Annotated in this window: 16 protein-coding genes; 13 read left to right on the top strand and 3 right to left on the bottom strand. The window is 70.6% G+C overall.

Features of this window, described 5'->3' with window-relative positions:
- The first annotated feature begins 160 nt into the window (after positions 1-160).
- Genes POF73_RS01535 through POF73_RS01520 form a run of 4 tightly spaced genes read left to right on the top strand, consistent with a single transcriptional unit; the run spans position 161 to position 2911 of the window.
- Positions 161-694, top strand: a complete 534-nt coding sequence (locus POF73_RS01535; RefSeq protein WP_272112516.1) for a PadR family transcriptional regulator — start codon at positions 161-163, stop codon at positions 692-694.
- Positions 691-1431 (top strand): ABC transporter ATP-binding protein, encoded by a 741-nt coding sequence (locus POF73_RS01530; RefSeq protein WP_272112515.1) that lies wholly within the window; start codon positions 691-693, stop codon positions 1429-1431. The genes POF73_RS01535 and POF73_RS01530 overlap by 4 nt, the downstream gene beginning before the upstream one ends.
- Positions 1428-1568, top strand: a complete 141-nt coding sequence (locus tag POF73_RS01525; RefSeq protein ID WP_272112514.1) for a hypothetical protein — start codon at positions 1428-1430, stop codon at positions 1566-1568. Before POF73_RS01530 ends, POF73_RS01525 begins: the two co-directional genes overlap by 4 nt.
- On the top strand, positions 1565-2911 hold the full coding sequence (locus POF73_RS01520; RefSeq protein ID WP_272112513.1) for an FtsX-like permease family protein: 1347 nt from the start codon (positions 1565-1567) through the stop codon (positions 2909-2911). Before POF73_RS01525 ends, POF73_RS01520 begins: the two co-directional genes overlap by 4 nt.
- 132 nt (positions 2912-3043) lie before the next feature.
- Here POF73_RS01520 and POF73_RS01515 read toward each other — a convergent pair whose 3' ends face one another.
- Positions 3044-3580 carry an HNH endonuclease gene (locus POF73_RS01515; protein WP_272112512.1) on the bottom strand — a complete coding sequence of 179 codons (537 nt, stop codon included), beginning with the start codon at positions 3578-3580 and terminating at the stop codon, positions 3044-3046.
- A gap of 327 nt (positions 3581-3907) precedes the next feature.
- Here POF73_RS01515 and POF73_RS01510 point away from each other — a divergent pair, with 327 nt between their 5' ends.
- On the top strand, positions 3908-5002 hold the full coding sequence (locus POF73_RS01510) for a mechanosensitive ion channel family protein (RefSeq protein ID WP_272112575.1): 1095 nt from the start codon (positions 3908-3910) through the stop codon (positions 5000-5002).
- A 209-nt stretch (positions 5003-5211) separates the two neighbouring features.
- On the opposite strand, the gene POF73_RS01505 is transcribed toward POF73_RS01510, so the two are convergent.
- Positions 5212-5472, bottom strand: coding sequence for a hypothetical protein (locus tag POF73_RS01505; protein ID WP_272112511.1), 261 nt, complete (start codon positions 5470-5472; stop codon positions 5212-5214).
- A 149-nt stretch (positions 5473-5621) separates the two neighbouring features.
- Entirely contained in the window at positions 5622-6551 is a 930-nt protein-coding gene (locus POF73_RS01500) for a LysR family transcriptional regulator (protein ID WP_272112510.1), read from the bottom strand.
- 122 nt (positions 6552-6673) lie between these two features.
- Here POF73_RS01500 and POF73_RS01495 point away from each other — a divergent pair, with 122 nt between their 5' ends.
- From POF73_RS01495 to POF73_RS01460, 8 genes are all read left to right on the top strand, one after another.
- Positions 6674-8155, top strand: a complete 1482-nt coding sequence (locus tag POF73_RS01495; protein WP_272112574.1) for an MFS transporter — start codon at positions 6674-6676, stop codon at positions 8153-8155.
- A gap of 159 nt (positions 8156-8314) precedes the next feature.
- Positions 8315-9526 (top strand): ROK family transcriptional regulator, encoded by a 1212-nt coding sequence (locus POF73_RS01490; protein WP_272112509.1) that lies wholly within the window; start codon positions 8315-8317, stop codon positions 9524-9526.
- Positions 9527-9596: 70 nt separating this feature from the next.
- Entirely contained in the window at positions 9597-10958 is a 1362-nt protein-coding gene (locus POF73_RS01485; RefSeq protein ID WP_272112508.1) for an ABC transporter substrate-binding protein, read from the top strand.
- Between the two features lie 2 nt (positions 10959-10960).
- Positions 10961-11902 carry a carbohydrate ABC transporter permease gene (locus POF73_RS01480; RefSeq protein ID WP_272112507.1) on the top strand — a complete coding sequence of 314 codons (942 nt, stop codon included), beginning with the start codon at positions 10961-10963 and terminating at the stop codon, positions 11900-11902.
- Positions 11902-12795 (top strand): carbohydrate ABC transporter permease, encoded by an 894-nt coding sequence (locus POF73_RS01475; protein ID WP_272112506.1) that lies wholly within the window; start codon positions 11902-11904, stop codon positions 12793-12795. Before POF73_RS01480 ends, POF73_RS01475 begins: the two co-directional genes overlap by 1 nt.
- Before the next feature lie 2 nt (positions 12796-12797).
- Positions 12798-14063 carry a 6-phospho-beta-glucosidase gene (locus POF73_RS01470; RefSeq protein ID WP_272112505.1) on the top strand — a complete coding sequence of 422 codons (1266 nt, stop codon included), beginning with the start codon at positions 12798-12800 and terminating at the stop codon, positions 14061-14063.
- On the top strand, positions 14054-15025 hold the full coding sequence (locus tag POF73_RS01465; RefSeq protein WP_272112504.1) for an N-acetylglucosamine kinase: 972 nt from the start codon (positions 14054-14056) through the stop codon (positions 15023-15025). The genes POF73_RS01470 and POF73_RS01465 overlap by 10 nt, the downstream gene beginning before the upstream one ends.
- Positions 15026-15282: 257 nt before the next feature.
- Positions 15283-16665 (top strand): hypothetical protein, encoded by a 1383-nt coding sequence (locus POF73_RS01460; RefSeq protein WP_272112503.1) that lies wholly within the window; start codon positions 15283-15285, stop codon positions 16663-16665.
- Positions 16666-16670: the final 5 nt, after the last annotated feature.

Raw genomic sequence — 16670 nt, 5'->3', positions numbered from 1 at the left:
CGGGCGCGATGGCAGACGTACAGAGAGGAACAACGTGCCTCTAGTCACATTCCTTCCGGTCGACAGCCGTCCTGAGCCCTTCTCACCGATCACCGATCACCGATCACCGACCGCCGACCACTATTCACTCAGTACATGTACTCAGTGCATAATGATCGGCATGAGCACCCGCCACATCCTGTTGGGGCTGCTCGCCGGGGGGCCGAGCCATGGCTACGACCTCAAGCGACGCCACGACGAACGTTTCCCGCAGGCCCGTCCGCTGGCCTACGGGCAGGTCTACACGACGTTGCAGCGCCTGGTCCGCGACGGTCAGGCCGAGGTCGAGGGCATTGACTCGGACGGCGGACCGGAGCGGACGATGTACCGCTCGACGGAGGACGGGACGCGTGAACTGGCCCGGTGGGCCGGGGAGATCGCGCCGCCCGCGCCGTTCGTGACGAACGAGATCTTCGCCAAGGTCGTCGTCTCGATCCTGTCCGGCGGCGACCCGGAGGCCTATCTGCGCGCCCAGCGCGCCGCCCACATGGAGCGGATGCGGGAGCTCACGGCGCTCAAGACCGCGCAGGGCGCCGATCTCGCGACGGTGCTCTCGGCGGACTACGCCCTCAACCACCTCGACGCCGACCTCCGTTGGATGACGACCACGGCGGCCCGGCTCACCACCCTGACCGCGGAGGTCGACGCCGTATGAGCGACAAAGAGCGCCCAAGGGGGAGCAGTACGAGCGGCGAGGAGGGAGCCGCGGTGCCGCTGCTGACGGCCCGTGACCTCGTCAAGGCGCACGGCAGGACGCAGGCGCTGCGCGGCGCCGGCGTCGAGCTGGGCGCCGGCGAGATCCTCGCGGTCACCGGCGCGAGCGGCAGCGGGAAGTCCACGCTGCTGCACTGCCTCTCCGGGATCGTCCGCCCGGACAGCGGCTCGGTGACATACGGCGGGGACGGCGGGGAGCGGCTGGATCGGCTGCCCGAGAAGCGGCTGAGCGAGCTGCGGCGTACGGAGTTCGGTGTGGTGTTCCAGTTCGGACAGCTGATCCCCGAGCTGACGGCCGTCGACAACGTGGCACTGCCCCTGCTCCTCGCGGGCACCCGCCGTCAGGAGGCGCAGGCGGCGGCCGGCGAGTGGCTGGAGCGGTTCGGGGTGCGCGGGCAGGAGGCGCTGCGGCCCGGCGAGCTGAGCGGCGGCCAGGCCCAGCGGGTGGCACTGGCCCGGGCCCTGGTCACCGGCCCGAAGGTCGTCTTCGCCGACGAGCCGACGGGGGCGCTGGACTCGCTGGCGAGCGAGCAGGTCATGACGTCCCTGGTGCACACGGCCCGCGAGTCGGGCACGGCCGTACTGCTGATCACGCATGACGCGCAGGTGGCGGCGTATGCGGACCGTGAGGTGCGGATGGCCGACGGGGCCGTGGCGCCGCTGGGGGTGGCGGTATGAGGAACGAGTCCTGCGGCGCCCGGGGCATCGCAGCCCGGGTCGCGATGCCGGCCCACGGGGCCCACGCCGCCCACGCCATGAGGCCCGGCCGCCGGCTCACCGGCACCACCGCGGCCTCCCCGGAGGTGACCGTATGAGAGCCGACCTTCGGCTGGCCTGGCTGCTCACCCGGGGTTCCGACCGGCGTGAGTGGTGGCGGGTGACGCTCACGGCGTTCGGGGCCGCGCTCGCGACCGGCATCGGGCTGGCGGTCGCCGTGATCACCTCGATCGACGGGCAGTATTCCGTGTCCGTCGGCGCCGGACTGCTCGATCACTCCCGTGACCGGCAGGGCGTGATCATCGCGCTGTTGCTGCTACTGGTCCCGGTGCTCGGGTTCCTCGGGCAGTGCGCCCGTGTGGGGGCAGTGCACCGCGACCGTCGAGTTGCTGCGCTGCGGCTCGCGGGGGCCACGCCCCGTCAGGTCCGGCGGATCGCAGCTCTGGAGGCGGGGCTGGCCTGCCTGGCCGGTTCGTCGGTGGCCACGGTCTTCGCCGTCCTGCTCCTGCTGCGCCTGTGGCAGCACCCCGAGCCCCTGGCATGGCTCGGCATCGCCCTGGTCGCCGTGGCCGTCCCGGTGCTGGGCGCGGCCGTGAGCGCGCTGTCGCTGCGCCGGGTCGTCGCCTCTCCGCTGGGCTGGGTACGGCGGGTGCGGTCGACGCGGGGTCCGGGGCGGGCGTTCCTGGCGGTGACGGTGCTGCTCGCGGTGCTGGCCGTGTGCGTCGTTCTGACCATGCACTTCGGCGACCCCCTCCCCCTCGCTCTCGGCCCGCTGACGGTGTTCGCGGTGTCTCTGCTGATCGGCGTATCAGCCGTATGGCTGGCGGGCTGGTCGTCCCGGCGGCTGGGCACCGCGCTCGCCTCCCGCGCCCGGCGGCCGGCCCTGCTCATCGCGGCGGAGCGGCTGCGCGACGACCCGTGGGCGACGGCCCGTACGCATGCGGCGGTGCTGCTGGTGACGGTCGTGGGCACAGCGTTCGCCGGCATCCGCCTGGTACTGCTGCACGTCGTGGACCACACCGACCACCTGGCGGAGAACAGGTCGTACTACACCACCGGTCTCAGCCTCTCCGGCGCCGCTGTCCTCGTCGCCCTGGTGCTGACCCTGTCGGCCCTGGCCGTGGGCACCGCCGAGTCGCTGGCCACCCGCCGCCGGGGGCTCGCCGCGCAGGCAGCGGCCGGAGTGCCGCAGAGCGTGCTCGGCCGGGCGCTGCTCCTGGAGACCGCGCTGCCGCTCGCACCGGCGGTGCTGCTCGCGGGCGCGGGCGGGACGGCAATCTACGTGGGCTGGGCCAAGTTGATCGACGACCCGGTCGGGCCCGTGCCGCTGGTGCCGGTGCTGGTTCCGGTGGTCGTCTACGCCGCCTGCCTGCTGGCCGCGGCCACGTCACTGCCGTTGCTGCGGCGGTCGGTGCGGCCGGCGGAGCTGCGGTACGTGTGAGCACGGCCGTACGGCCGCAACCGTCCGACCCCGGGGGCACGGGGGACCCTCGGGGCCGGATCGCCGCATACCCGGCGTGCGCGTGCGCGCACATGGCGCAGGCGTACGCCAGGTATGCGAAAGCCCGGGTCGTCAGGCAGAAATGCCGTCGATCCGGGCCAAGGCGTCGTCCGCGCCGTACGGTTGCAAGTACGGCATCCAGCGCGGGTCCCTATGCCCGGTGCCGATGATGCGCCAGGCCAGACCGGTGGGTGGAGCGGGTTTGTGGCGCAGCCGCCAGCCGATTTCGAACAGGTGTCGGTCGGCCTTCACGTGGTTGCAGCGGCGGCAGGACGCCACCACGTTGTCCCAGACGTGTTTGCCCCCGCGGCTGCGCGGAATGACATGGTCGACGCTGGTTGCGACGCCACCGCAGTACATGCACCGGCCCCCGTCGCGCGCGAAGAGCGCCCTGCGGGTAAGAGGAACGGGCCCCCGATAGGGAACCCGGACGAATCGCTTGAGCCGGACCACGCTGGGTGCGGGGACTGTGACGGTTGCGCTGTGCAGGAAGGCGCCGGACTCTTCAAGGCATACGGCCTTGTTCTCCAGGACGAGGACGAGCGCGCGGCGGAGCGGTACGACGCCAAGAGGCTCGTACGACGCGTTGAGGACCAGGACATGCGGCACGGATGCCTCCTTGGGCGTCGGCGGCGCGTGGCTCGCGCCGGGACGATCTGTAGTCAGTCTCCCCTCTTGCCTGGTGAAAGCGCCACCATGTCCCGGTAACGGGCTGGGAGTGTTTTCGACCACATCTGATTCATCCCCCGGATGACGAACGGTTCATCCCACCAGTTCATCCCCGGGTGGGCACGTTTCCTCCCTCGAACATGGCAACGATCCACACACCGTGCCCCGATAGTGTGGTGAGCCTGCCCCGCCGGTGACCTTTTCGTGACCTTGACCGCCCTTGACCATCTGCCGGTGGGGCGGGCCGCTGCACTGGAGGTACCCGCCGTGTCCCTGCCCGCCGTCCTACTGGCCGTCGGTTCCACGCCGTCACCGTCTCCCTCGGAGAGTCAGACGCCGTCGGTCCCCTCGATCCAGGACGCCCACGAGAGCGCGACCCAGGCTGCGAGCTGGGTCGAGCAGAACTGGTCGACCTGGCTCGCGATAGGTCTCAAGGTCCTGCTGATCCTGGTGATCGCGGGCGTGCTGAGAGTGGTGATCCGGCGGGCGATCACCAAGCTCATAGAGCGGATGAACCGCACCGCGCAGGCGGTGGACGGCACCGCCATCGGGGGCCTGCTGGTCAACGTCGAGCGGCGCCGTCAGCGCTCGCAGGCGATCGGCTCGGTCCTGCGCTCGGTGGCCAGCTTCCTGATCATGGGCACGGCCGCGCTGATGGTGCTGTCCGCCTTCGACATCAACCTGGCCCCGCTGCTGGCCTCCGCCGGTGTCGCGGGCGTGGCGATCGGTTTCGGCGCCCGCAACCTGGTCACCGACTTCCTCTCCGGCGTCTTCATGATCCTGGAGGACCAGTACGGCGTCGGCGACTCGATCGACGCGGGCGTCGCCTCCGGCGAGGTCATCGAGGTCGGCCTGCGCGTGACCAAGCTGCGCGGCGACAACGGCGAGATCTGGTACGTCCGCAACGGCGAGGTCAAGCGCATCGGCAACCTCTCGCAGGGCTGGTCCACGGCCGGCGTCGACGTCACCGTCCGGCCCTCCGAGGACCTTGACCGCGTGAAGGCCGTACTCGGCGAGGTCGGCGAGGCGATGAGCAAGGAGGAGCCCTGGAACGAGCTCCTCTGGGGCCCGATCGAGGTTCTCGGCCTGGACAGCGTGCTGCTGGACTCGATGGTCGTGCGCGTCTCCGCGAAGACCATGCCCGGCAAGTCCCTCACCGTCGAACGCGAACTGCGCTGGCGCATCAAGCGCGCCTTCGACGCCGCCGACATCCGGATCGTCGGCCGCCCCGTGCTCCCCGTCGAGGACACGGCCACGGCCGACCCGACGGCGGGCATGTCGGCCCCGTCGGCATACTCCAACACCTCGTCACCGCAGGCCCAGGCAGCCACTCCGCTGACGCCGCCGAGCGTGACGAAGTAGGTCGACCGGGCCGAGGGCGGGAGCAGGCGGCCCGGTGGCGGGGCGGGTGCAGATGTGGGGCGCGCAGGGCAGAGCGTGCGGGCGTGCGGGGCGGGAGCAGGTGGATGTGGGGGCGCGCAGGGCCGGAGCAGGCGTGCAGGCGGCCCGCGTGCAGGCGGCCGGCGCGTAGCTCGGCCGCTCTCGGCCGCCCCGCCCGCCCTCGGCCGGCGTCAGTCGACCCACCCCCGCCACCGCGGCCACGGCGGCTCGCACCGACCCTCGGCGATGGCCTCCTCGTGGAGCCGCTGAGCGAGTTCGTCCAGCTCACGCCCGGTCGGCGGCTTGCTGCCGATGGTGGAGACCCGGGAGTAGGCGACCAGGCACTCGCCGTGCTGCACGGGCCGTGTCGCCCAGAAGACGAAGGACACACCCGCGACGATCACGGCGAGCGAGGCGAGGGCGAGCAGTGCGCGGCGACGGTCACGCGTCATCCGCGCAGCCTAGCCACGACCGGTCACGACCCCGCCGGAACCAGTCACGGCACCGCCGGGGCCTGTCACGGCACCGCCGGAACCGGTCGTGCCACCGCCGGAACCGGTCGTAGCACCGCCGGAACCGGTCGTGGCACCGCCGGAACCGATCACCGCGCCCAGGCCGGCGTCCAGGTCTCCGCCTCCGGGCGCTCGGAGCGGGCCGCGGCGAGGTGGGCGCGGAGGGCTTTGAGGGTGGGGTGCGGGTTGTCGCCGCGCCAGAGCAGGGAGTGCGGGTAGACCGGGGCCGGGTCGCGCAGCGGGATGCGACGCAGGTCCTGGTCGGCGGGCCAGACCAGACGGGTGTCCGCGCCGACGAAGGTCGCCAGTACCGCGGAGTCGGCGATCGTGTCGACGAGCGGCTCGGTGCCGAAGTCGGGGCCGGTCGCCTCGATCGCGAGCCCGAACTCGGCAGCGAGCGCGTCGTAGTAGGCGGCCCATTCGGTGCCCTCGACGATGCCGGGCATCCAGATCCGGTGCCCGGCGAGCCGATCGGGCGTCACCGAGCGGGCGGCGGCGAAAACGTGCCCCGGCCCGGTCAGGAGCTGCAGCGGCTCGTCGTACACGCGGACCGCCTCGATGCCTTCGGGCAACTGCCGCCCGGGCACGGTCACGGCGCGGAAGGACGCGTCGATCGTGCCGGCGCGCAGGGCCGCGACGGCCGCGTCGGCGTCGAAGAGCGTGACGACATCGAGCTCGGTGTCGGGGTGGGCGCGATGGAAGCCGCGCAGCAGGACCGCCGGGGCGAGCCGTCGGCCGATCACGTCGACGCGCAGGGCACGGCTGCCGGGGCGTACGGAGGCGACGGCCCGTTCCTCGGCCTGCAGGAGGGCACGCGCGTGCGGCAGGAACGCCTGCCCGTCGATGGTGAGCCGGGCCCCGCGGGCGGTACGGGTGAACAGCCGGACCCCGAGGCGCTTCTCCAGCGCGGCGACGCGCTTGGAGACGGCCTGCTGGGTGATCGACAGGGTCACGGCGGCGTCCTGGAACCGGCCGCCGTCCGCTACGGCGACGAAAGTACGCACGGCGTCGAGGTCCACGGCGGCATCCTAGGTGCACAACTCGTGGTTGTGTCCGTGGACGCCCGTTGGTTGTTTGATCTGAGGAATCGCCTGTCGCTTGGATGACTCCGGTCAACGTGAGGTTGGGGGCGGGGCTGAGCATGGTGGGCGAGCGGTCGTTGGGGCGAGGGTTCGGGTGGCTGTGGGCGGCGTACACGGTCAGTACGTTCGGGACGCGGCTGGCCTTCGACGCGCTGCCGCTGATAGCGGTGCTCGTGCTGCACGCCGGGGCGACCGAGGTGGCGCTGCTCGCGGCCTCGGGGCTCGCGGTGGGGGCGGTGGTGGCGGTGCCGCTCGGGGCGTGGGTGGAGGTCCGCCGGAAGCGGCCGGTGATGGTCGCGGCGGACCTTCTCCGGTGCGCGGCCCTGCTGAGCATTCCCGCCGCGTTCGCGCTGGGCGGGCTGGGTCTCGGCCAGCTGCTGGTGGTGTCGGTGGTGGTCGCCGCGGCGGACATCACGTTCGCCGCCGCGAGCGGGGCGTTTCTGAAATCCCTCGTGCCGCCGGAGGACCTGCTCGTGGCGAACGGCCGCTTCGAGGCCACCATGTGGACCGCCACGGCACTCGGACCACCACTCGGGGGCGTGGCGGTCGGCGTGTTCGGCCCCATGACGACGGTACTGGCGGACGCGGTCAGCTATCTGCTGTCGGCGCTGGGGATCCGGGCGATCGGCGGGGAGGGGAGGCGACAGGGCAGTGAGGAAGGGCAACAGTGCGGCGAGGTCGGGCGGCGGAGCGGTAAGGAAGGGCAACAGGGCACGGAGAGCGGGCGACAGACCGGTAAAGAAAGGCAACAGGGCACGGAGGGCAGGCGACAGACCGGTAAAGAAAGGCAACAGATCACGGAGGGCAGGCGACAGACCGGTAAGGAAAGGCAACAGTGCGGCGGACAGGGGCTGCAGAGCGGTAAGGAAAGGCACCAGTCCGGCCCTGACGCCCCGTCGAGCCCGCGGGCGACGCCCGCACTGCGGGTCGCCGACCTCGCCGCAGGCTGGCGACACATCCTCACCCACCCCACCCTGCGCCCGCTGTTCCTCAACACGATCCTGGTCAACGCCCTGATCATGGCGCCGGCCCCGCTGCTCGCCGTCCTCATGCTGGGCCAACTCGGCTTCACCCCCTGGCAGTACGGGCTCGCCTTCGCCGTGCCCTGCCTCGGCGGCCTGCTCGGCTCCCGTCTCTCGCCCCGCCTGGTCGCCCGTTACGGCCGGCACCGGGTTCTGCGCACCGCGGGCGCCCTGCGCGCCTGCTGGGCGATCGGCCTGGCGTTCGTCGGCCCGGGCATGTCCGGACTCGTCCTCGTCATGGCCGTCGAGTTCGGCCTGATCACCTGTATGGCCGTCTTCACCCCCGTGCTCGCCACCACCCGCCTGGACCGGACCCCGCCGGACCGGATCACCCGCACCCTGTCGGCATGGCAGGTCACGGGCAGGACGACGACCGCGGCCATGACGGCACTGTGGGGTCTGCTGGCGGCGATGACCGGCCCGCGCATCGCCATCGCCCTGGCCGGCGCCCTGATGCTGGCGACCCCGCTCCTGCTCCCCCGGCGCGAGCGCACACCGCAGCACAGCACCACCGGGTAACGACTGGGCCACCTGGTATAGACCTCTCTTGACGCCACCTTCCCCTCGGGTCTACCTTCCTGGACAACTCGATAGGAAACTTTCCTAACAGTGATCCTGGATGGACTTCCGTCGTAGATAGCTGAGAAGCTGGTCAGCCGAGAGGCAGGTGTCGATCCCATGGCAGGAACCGCCGGTACGCCGGGCACCCCACGCGTCCTGCGCGCCATGAACGACCGTGCCGCCCTCGACCTCCTCCTGGAGCACGGGCCCCTGTCCCGCACGCGGATCGGCAAGCTCACCGGCCTGTCCAAGCCGACCGCGTCCCAGCTGCTGGCCCGTCTGGAAGCCGCCGGTCTCGTCCTGGCGACCGGCACGACGGAGGGCCGCCCCGGACCCAACGCCCAGCTGTACGAGGTCAATCCGACCGCCGCGTACGCCGCGGGGCTCGATGTCACCCCCGAACGCATCCTCGCCGCCGTCGCCGATATCACGGGCCGCACGGTCGGGTCGTACGAACTGCTCACCCCCGGCAGACGCCCCGCCCACCCCGTGGTCCGGCAGGTCACCGACGCCCTCGACGGCGCGGTGAAGGCGGCGGGTCTCGCCCGCGACGACGTCCACCGGCTCGTCATCGGCACCCCCGGCGCCTTCGACCCCAACACGGGCCGACTGCGCTACGCCTCCCATCTGCCCGGCTGGCACACCCCCGCGCTGCTCGACGAGCTCGCGGCGGCCCTGCCGATGCCGGTCGAGTACGAGAACGACGTCAACCTCGCGGCGGTGGCCGAGCAGCGGCTCGGCGCGGCCCGCGGCCACGAGGACTTCGTACTGCTGTGGAACGAGGGCGGCCTCGGTGCCGCCCTGGTCCTCGGCGGGCGCCTGCACCGCGGCTGGACCGGCGGTGCGGGCGAGGTGGGTTTCCTGCCGGTTCCGGGCGTACCCCTGGTCCGCCAGGTAACCAAAGCCAACAGTGGCGGCTACCAGGAGCTGGCCGGTTCACAGGCCGTCCCCCGGCTCGCGCGCGAAATCGGCATGACGAACATCCCGTCGGGGCCGTACGCCGAGGCCGCCGCCACCCTCGTCCAGCGGGCCGCGGCCGAGGACACCGTCCTGCACCGGCTCCTGCTGTCGACCTACGCGACCCGGCTGGCCACCGGTCTCGCCTCCCTGGTCTCCGTCCTCGACCCCGAGCTGGTCGTCCTCAGCGGCGCCTCCCTCACCGCGGGAGGCGAGGTGCTGCGGAACCTCGTCCAGGACGAGTTGGAGGAGCTGGCCGCGTCCCGGCCCCGGCTCGTCGTCGGTGACGTCCGTGAACATCCCGTGCTGCGGGGCGCGTTGGAGAGCGCGCTCGCGACCACACGCGACGAGGTCTTCGACACCTCACGCTGACGCCCCGCCCCTCTCGACCCACCCCCCGCCTTCCTTCACCCACCCCGTCCCGCCCTTGGGAGACCTCGTCATGCCCGGAAAGTCCTGGAAAGCCATACCCTCGGTGTCCCGCAAGGCGGCCACCGCACTCGCCGCCTCCGCCTCCCTCGCCCTCCTCGCCACGGCCTGCACCGGCCAGTCCGACGCGGGCGCCACCGACGACGCCTCCGCGGAGACGACCCTCAACTTCTGGCACGCCTGGAGCGCGCCCGGCGAGGTGGCGGCGGTCAAGGCCCTGGTCGCCGGATTCGAGAAGGCGCACCCCAACATTCACGTCAACGTCGTCGGCAACATGACCGACGACAAGATCAACCAGGCCCTGCGCGCGGGCGGCGACAAGGCACCCGACGTGATCTCGTCGTTCACCACGAACAACGTCGGCAAGTTCTGTTCCTCCGGGGCTCTGGTCGACCTCAACCCGTTCTTCGAGAAGGCGGGGATCGACCCGGAGAAGACGTTTCCGAAGGCGATGAACGAGTACACCCAGTACGAGGGCAACCGCTGCGCGGTCCCGCTGCTCGGTGACGCCTACGGCCTCTACTACAACAAGACGGCGTTCAAGAAGGCGGGCATCACCAGCCCGCCCAGGACCTGGTCCGAATTCGAGGCGGATGCCAAGAAACTGACGATCACCCAGGGCGACTCGTACAAGCAGCTCGGATTCATGCCGAACTACCACGGCTGGGAGTCGACGACCGAGCACCTCTTCGCCCAGTGGTCACCGAAGTACTTCGGCTCCGACGGCAAGTCGATGGTCGCCGAGGACCCCGGGTTCGCGGCCGCTTTCACCTTCCAGAAGAAGCTCGTCGACGAACTCGGCGGATACAAGAAGCTGGAGAAGTACCGCTCGGGACTGGGCGACGAATGGGGACCCAAGCATCCTTTCCACACCGGCCAGGTGGCCATGCAGCTGGACGGTGAATGGCGGCTCGGAATGGCCCTGGAGGCCAAGCCGGACTTCGAGATCGGGGTGGCCCCGCTGCCCGTCCCGGACGACCAGGCCGACCAGTACGGCAAGGGCTACATCACCGGCACGATCGCCGGCGTCCCCGCCACCAGCAAGAAGCAGAACGCGGCCTGGGAACTGGTGAAGTACATGACCACCGACACGGACGCCGTGGTCGGCTTCTCCAACGCCATCCACAACGTGCCCTCCACCCTGAAGGCCCTGAAGTCGCCGAAGCTGAAGTACGACCCGCGCTTCAAGACGTTCCTGGACATCGCCGCGAACCCGGACTCGCAGACCTCCCCGGCATCCGTGAACGGCGGCGTGTACCTCGTCACGATCGAGAAGTTCGGCTACGACTACGAAAGCGGCAAGGTCTCCGACCTCAAGGCCGGCCTGAAGAAGACGGCCGAGCAGATCGACACGGACATCGCACAGGCCAAGTAGTCGTGACCACATACACACTGCGCGCCAAGCGACGGAAGGCGGCACTGAAGACCGCCGCCTTCCTGTCGCCGTGGCTCATCGGATTCTCGCTCTTCTTCGCCTACCCGCTGATCTCGACGGTCTACTTCTCGTTCATGCACTACGACGGGTTCCGGCCGCCCACCTTCAGCGGGGCGAAGAACTGGACCTACGTCTTCCAGGACTACCCCTACTTCTGGCCGGCACTGCGCAACACCCTGTGGCTGGTCCTGGTGATGGTCACCCTGCGCGTCCTGTTCGGACTCGGGATCGGCATGCTGATCACCAAGATCAAAACAGGTACAGGTGTCTTCCGGACCCTGTTCTACCTGCCGTATCTGGCCCCGCCCGTCGCGGCGACCATGGCGTTCGCGTTCCTCCTCAACCCTGGTACGGGACCGGTCAATTCCATTCTGGAAGGCATCGGAATTCCCGCACCGGCCTGGTTCAACGACCCCTCCTGGTCCAAGCCCGCCCTCACCCTGCTCGCCCTGTGGGGCGTCGGCGACCTGATGGTCATCTTCATGGCCGCACTGCTCGATGTTCCCAAGGAGCAGTACGAGGCCGCCGAACTGGACGGTGCCTCGCCCTGGCAACGGTTCCGCTACGTCACGCTGCCGAACATCTCGCCGATCGTGATGTTCGCGGTCGTCACCGGCGTCATCCAGACCATGCAGTACTACGCCCAGCCGCTGATCGCCGGAAAGGTGGCATCGGGCGTCATCCAGGGCGCCGGCACCGCGTTCGAGCCGGGCTATCCGGAGAACTCGACCTGGACGCTCCCCCAGCTCGTCTACAACCTCGGATTCCAGCGCTTCGACTACGGCTCGGCGTGTGTGGTGGCGCTGGTCCTCTTCGCCCTCTCCATGGTGTTCACCGCGTTTCTGATGCGGCGCCGCGGCGGTCTCATCCAGGCAGGTGACTGATGACCCAAGTACTGGAAAAGCCGGTCGAGTTGCCGACCTCGGCGTCCCCCGCCGAACGCACGGCCCGCCGAAAGGCGCTGCTGCACTGGATAGCTGTGCACTCCCTGGGCGTGGCAGCGGCGCTGTTCTTCACGCTTCCCTTCGTGTTCGTGCTCCTGACGTCGCTGATGAGCGACAGCCAGGCACTGAGCCGGGATCTGATCCCCGACACCTGGGAGTGGGGAAACTACGCAAGGGTCTTCGACACACCGGGCTTCCTGACGTGGTGGCGGAACACCCTCCTCTACGCGGTTTTCGGCACCGTCCTCACGGTCGTCTCGTCGATCCCCGTGGCCTACGCGCTCGCCAAGTTCCGCTTCCGCGGCCGCAATCTGGCGATGATGCTGGTCATCTCGATGATGATGCTGCCGCCCCAGGTGGTCGTCATTCCGATGTACCTGTTCTGGGCGAAGCAACTGGACCTCTCGGGCACCCTGTGGCCCCTGATCATTCCGATGGCGTTCGGGGACGCGTTCTCCATCTTCCTGCTGCGCCAGTTCCTGATGACGATCCCGAACGAATACCTGGACGCGGCCCGGGTGGACGGCTGCGGAGACGTCCGGACCCTGCTGAGGGTCGTCCTGCCGATGGCACGCCCCGGAATCGCGGCAGTGGCCCTCTTCCAGTTCTTCTACGCCTGGAACGACTACTTCGGGCCCCAGATCTACGCCTCCGAAAACGCGGGCGCATGGACCCTGTCCTATGGCCTGGAGTCGTTCAAGGGCATGCACCACACCGACTGGAATCTGACCATGGCCGCGACCGTACTGGTCATGGCCCCCGTGATCCTCGTGTTCTTCTTCGCCCAGAAGGCGTTCGTAGAGGGCGTCACGCTAACCGGAGTAAAGGGTTGATCATGAAACTCACCGTGGTCGGCGGAGGTTCGACCTACACCCCCGAACTCATCGACGGCTTCGCCCGCCTCCGGGACACCCTGCCCATGACGGAACTGGTCCTGATGGACCCGGCGACGGACCGTCTGGAACTGATCGGCGCCCTGGCCCGCCGTATCTTCGCCCGGCAGGGCCACCCGGGCACCATCACCACCACGACGGACCTGGACGCGGCGGTGGACGGCGCCGACGCGGTTCTTCTCCAGCTCCGGGTGGGCGGCCAGGCGGCCCGTGAGCAGGACGAGACCTGGCCCCTGGAATGCGGCTGCGTGGGCCAGGAGACAACGGGTGCGGGCGGCCTGGCGAAGGCCCTGCGCACGGTCCCGGTCGTCCTCGACATCGCCGAGCGGGTCCGCCGCACCAACCCCACCGCCTGGATCATCGACTTCACCAACCCGGTCGGCATCGTGACCCGTGCGCTGCTCCAGGAGGGCCACAAGGCGGTCGGCCTGTGCAACGTGGCGATCGGATTCCAGCGCAAGTTCGCGGCCCTGCTCGGCGTGACCCCCGCCGACGTCCACCTCGACCACGTGGGCCTCAACCACCTCACCTGGGAGACCGGGGTACGCCTGGGCGGCCCCGAGGGCGAGAACGTCCTGCCGAAACTCCTGACCGACCACGGCGACACCATCGCCGCGGACCTGCACCTCCCCCGCCCCCTCCTGGACCGCCTGGCCGTGGTCCCGTCCTACTACCTCCGTTACTACTACGCACATGACGAGGTGGTCCGCGAGCTGCGAACCAAACAGTCCCGCGCCGCGGAAGTGGCGGAAATGGAAAGAAAGTTGCTCGCCCTGTACGCGGACCCGGACCTGTCCGAGAAGCCGGAGCTGCTCTCCAAGCGAGGCGGCGCGTACTACTCGGAGGCGGCGGTGGACCTGGCGGCTGCGCTGCTGAACGGAGCGGGCAGTCCCCACCAGGTGGTGAACACGTACAACAGGGGCACCCTCCCGTTCCTCCCCGACGACGCCGTGATCGAGGTACAGGCGACGGTGGACCAGAGCGGCGCGAGGCCCCTCCCCGTGTCCACCCCGGACCCCCTGTACGCGGGCCTGACGGCCCAGGTGACGGCGTACGAGGACCTGGCCCTCGACGCGGCCCTGCACGGCGGCCGCGACCGTGTCTTCAAGGCCCTGCTCTCGCACCCCCTCATCGGCCAGTACGAGTACGCCGAGAACCTCACCGACCAGCTGATCGCACACAACCGGGAGCACCTCGCGTGGGCATGACCGCACATGTCCTCGCCATCGACGCGGGCAACAGCAAGACCGACGTGGCGGTGGTGGCGGCCGACGGAGCCGTCCTCGCCACGGCCCGCGCCGGGGGGTTCCGGCCACCGGCGGTGGGCGTGGAACGGGCGATGGACACCCTGGCCCAGGCGGTGCAGCAGGCGTTCGCCTCGGCCGGTGTGGCCTCCGCCGACCACGTCTCGGCGTGCCTGGCCAACGCCGACCTCCCCATCGAGGAGGAGACCCTGGCGGCCGCGCTGCACGCACGCGCGTGGGGCTCGACCGTCGAGGTGCGCAACGACACCTTCGCGATCCTCCGCGCGGGCGTCACGCAGCCCCGCGGTGTGGCCGTCGTCTGCGGCGCCGGCATCAACTGCGTGGGCATGCGCCCCGACGGCCGTACGGCCCGCTTCCCCGCGCTGGGGCGTATCTCCGGGGACTGGGGCGGTGGCTGGGGCCTGGCCGAGGAGGCGCTGTGGCACGCGGCCCGCGCGGAGGACGGCCGCGGCGCCGCCACATCCCTCGCCGACGCCCTCCCCGCCCACTTCGGACTGCCCACCATGTACGCCCTGATCGAGGCGCTGCACCTGGGGTCGGTGGAGGAGACCCGCCGCCATGAACTGACACCGGTCCTGTTCGCCACGGCGGCAGCCGGCGACGCCGTCGCCCGCGGCCTCGTGGACCGCCTCGCCGACGAGGTGGTGACCATGTCGACGGTCGCCCTGACCCGTCTGGACCTGCTGGAGGAGGAGACACCCGTCCTGCTGGGCGGAGGCGTCCTGGCGGCACGCCACCCCCAACTGATCGACGGCATCCACGACCGCCTCGCCTCTCGCGCCCCCAAGGCGGTACCGAGCGTGGTCACGGCGAGTCCGGTGCTCGGTGCGGCGCTGCTGGGCCTGGACGCGGCGGGCGCACCGTCGGAGGCCCACACACGCCTCCGACAACACTTCGAGCCGTAGCCCACGACCCCGGACGCCGGACGGGCCGAGACTGCCCGAGCCCCCTCGGGCACGCATCGCACTCCCGGCCCCCGAACATGGAACCGAACCGATTCCCCCGGCGTATTCATGGGCAGGGGGACGTGCGGGGCGTGTTTCGGGGTGTCGGAGGCTCAGGGTCCGCGCTGCGATCCGATCAAGATCCAGTGAAGGCCGGTGCGGATGTCAGTCCCGGCAGCGATACTTGCGCCGAAGGATGACCACGGGGGAGGTCAGCAGTGACACAGACACCGACGGGCCACGCGCCACCACCACCGGCGCCCCCGGCCGGAACCCAGCCCCGCCGCACCGCCTTCGCCGAGGGCTTCGACCAGCTCCGCGCAGCCGCCACCACGGAGCCCGGCCGCCTGCGGATCATCGGCGCCCTCCTCGCCCTCCTCGTCGTCGCCTTCGGTGCCATCGCGGCCTGGCAGATGACCGACCGGGCCGCCGCGGCCGACGACGTCCTCAACCGCAGCCAGCCCCTCAGCTCCGACGCGGCCGACATCTACCGCTCTCTCGCCGACGCCAACACCGCCGCGGCCAGCGGCTACCTCGCCGGTCTGCAGGAGAAGCCCGCCATGCGCGAGGGCTACGAGCGGGACATCCGTACGGCAGCCGCCAAACTCGTCAAGGCGGCCGCCAACTCCGAACCGGGCTCCACCTCGGCGGACACCATCGCCGAACTCAGCAGACTGCTGCCGGAGTACAAAGGCCTGGTGGAGACGGCAAGGGCCAACAACCGCCAGGGCTACCCCGTGGGCGGCGCCTACCTGCGCGCCGCGAACGAGATGATGCAGCAGAAGATGCTGCCGGCCGCCGAGAAGCTGTACCAGACGGAGAACCAGCGCCTGCGCGCCGACTACGCGGACGCGAAGTCGTTCCCCTGGGCCGCCGCGGGGCTCGGCCTCCTCGCCCTGGCCGCCCTCACCTGGGCCCAGCGCCGCAACTACCAGCGCACCAACAGGGTCCTCAACCACGGCCTGGTCACCGCCACGGCCGCCGCCACGGTCGTCCTGCTCTGGCTCGCCGTGAGCCACACCGTCGCGCGCGCGGGCCTGAACGACTCGTACGACCACGGCGTCCGCTCACTGGACGTGCTGCACGAGGCCCGCATCGCCTCCCTCACGGCCCGCAGCGACGAGAACCTCACCCTGGTCCGCCGGGGCGCGGACTCCAAGACGCTCGGCGACGGCTCGGCCGTGGACGCCTACGAGTGGGGCTACGACCAGCAGATCGACCAGCTCGGCAAGTCGCTGGTCCGGGCCGCGGGCCTCGCCGACGACTCGGCGGGGAAGAAGCCCGTACAGGACGCGAACGGCTTCATGAAGGTCTGGAAGGACCGCCACAGCCTCGCCCGCGACGACAACAACTCCGGCAACTACCAGGCCGCCCGCGACCGCGTCATCGGCGCCGCGAAGGAGCCGACCAGCGTGTGCTTCGACAACGTCGACAAGGCACTCGCGGCCGCGCTCACGCACGAGCAGAACGAGTTCAAGCAGGCCGCGAGCGGCGGCCGTGACTCGCTGACCGGACTCCCGACCGGCGCCGCGGTCCTCGCGGTGCTGGGCGCGACCGGCGCGGTCCTCGGCATCGGCCGCAGGCTGTCGGAATACCGGTGAGAGGG

The sequence above is a fragment of the Streptomyces sp. HD genome, assembly GCF_028369295.1.
In the GTDB taxonomy this organism is placed as follows: Bacteria; Actinomycetota; Actinomycetes; order Streptomycetales; family Streptomycetaceae; genus Streptomyces.
This window is presented reverse-complemented; position numbering and strand designations above follow the sequence as displayed.

Bases quoted from the DNA above. Each gene is read 5' to 3' on its own strand.
- POF73_RS01535 (WP_272112516.1), top strand. From the start codon at position 161: ATGAGCACCCGCCACATCCTGTTGGGGCTGCTCGCCGGGGGGCCGAGC.
- POF73_RS01530 (WP_272112515.1), top strand. From the start codon at position 691: ATGAGCGACAAAGAGCGCCCAAGGGGGAGCAGTACGAGCGGCGAGGAG.
- POF73_RS01525 (WP_272112514.1), top strand. From the start codon at position 1,428: ATGAGGAACGAGTCCTGCGGCGCCCGGGGCATCGCAGCCCGGGTCGCG.
- POF73_RS01520 (WP_272112513.1), top strand. From the start codon at position 1,565: ATGAGAGCCGACCTTCGGCTGGCCTGGCTGCTCACCCGGGGTTCCGAC.
- POF73_RS01505 (WP_272112511.1), bottom strand. From the start codon at position 5,472: ATGACGCGTGACCGTCGCCGCGCACTGCTCGCCCTCGCCTCGCTCGCC.
- POF73_RS01495 (WP_272112574.1), top strand. From the start codon at position 6,674: ATGGTGGGCGAGCGGTCGTTGGGGCGAGGGTTCGGGTGGCTGTGGGCG.
- POF73_RS01490 (WP_272112509.1), top strand. From the start codon at position 8,315: ATGGCAGGAACCGCCGGTACGCCGGGCACCCCACGCGTCCTGCGCGCC.
- POF73_RS01485 (WP_272112508.1), top strand. From the start codon at position 9,597: ATGCCCGGAAAGTCCTGGAAAGCCATACCCTCGGTGTCCCGCAAGGCG.
- POF73_RS01475 (WP_272112506.1), top strand. From the start codon at position 11,902: ATGACCCAAGTACTGGAAAAGCCGGTCGAGTTGCCGACCTCGGCGTCC.
- POF73_RS01470 (WP_272112505.1), top strand. From the start codon at position 12,798: ATGAAACTCACCGTGGTCGGCGGAGGTTCGACCTACACCCCCGAACTC.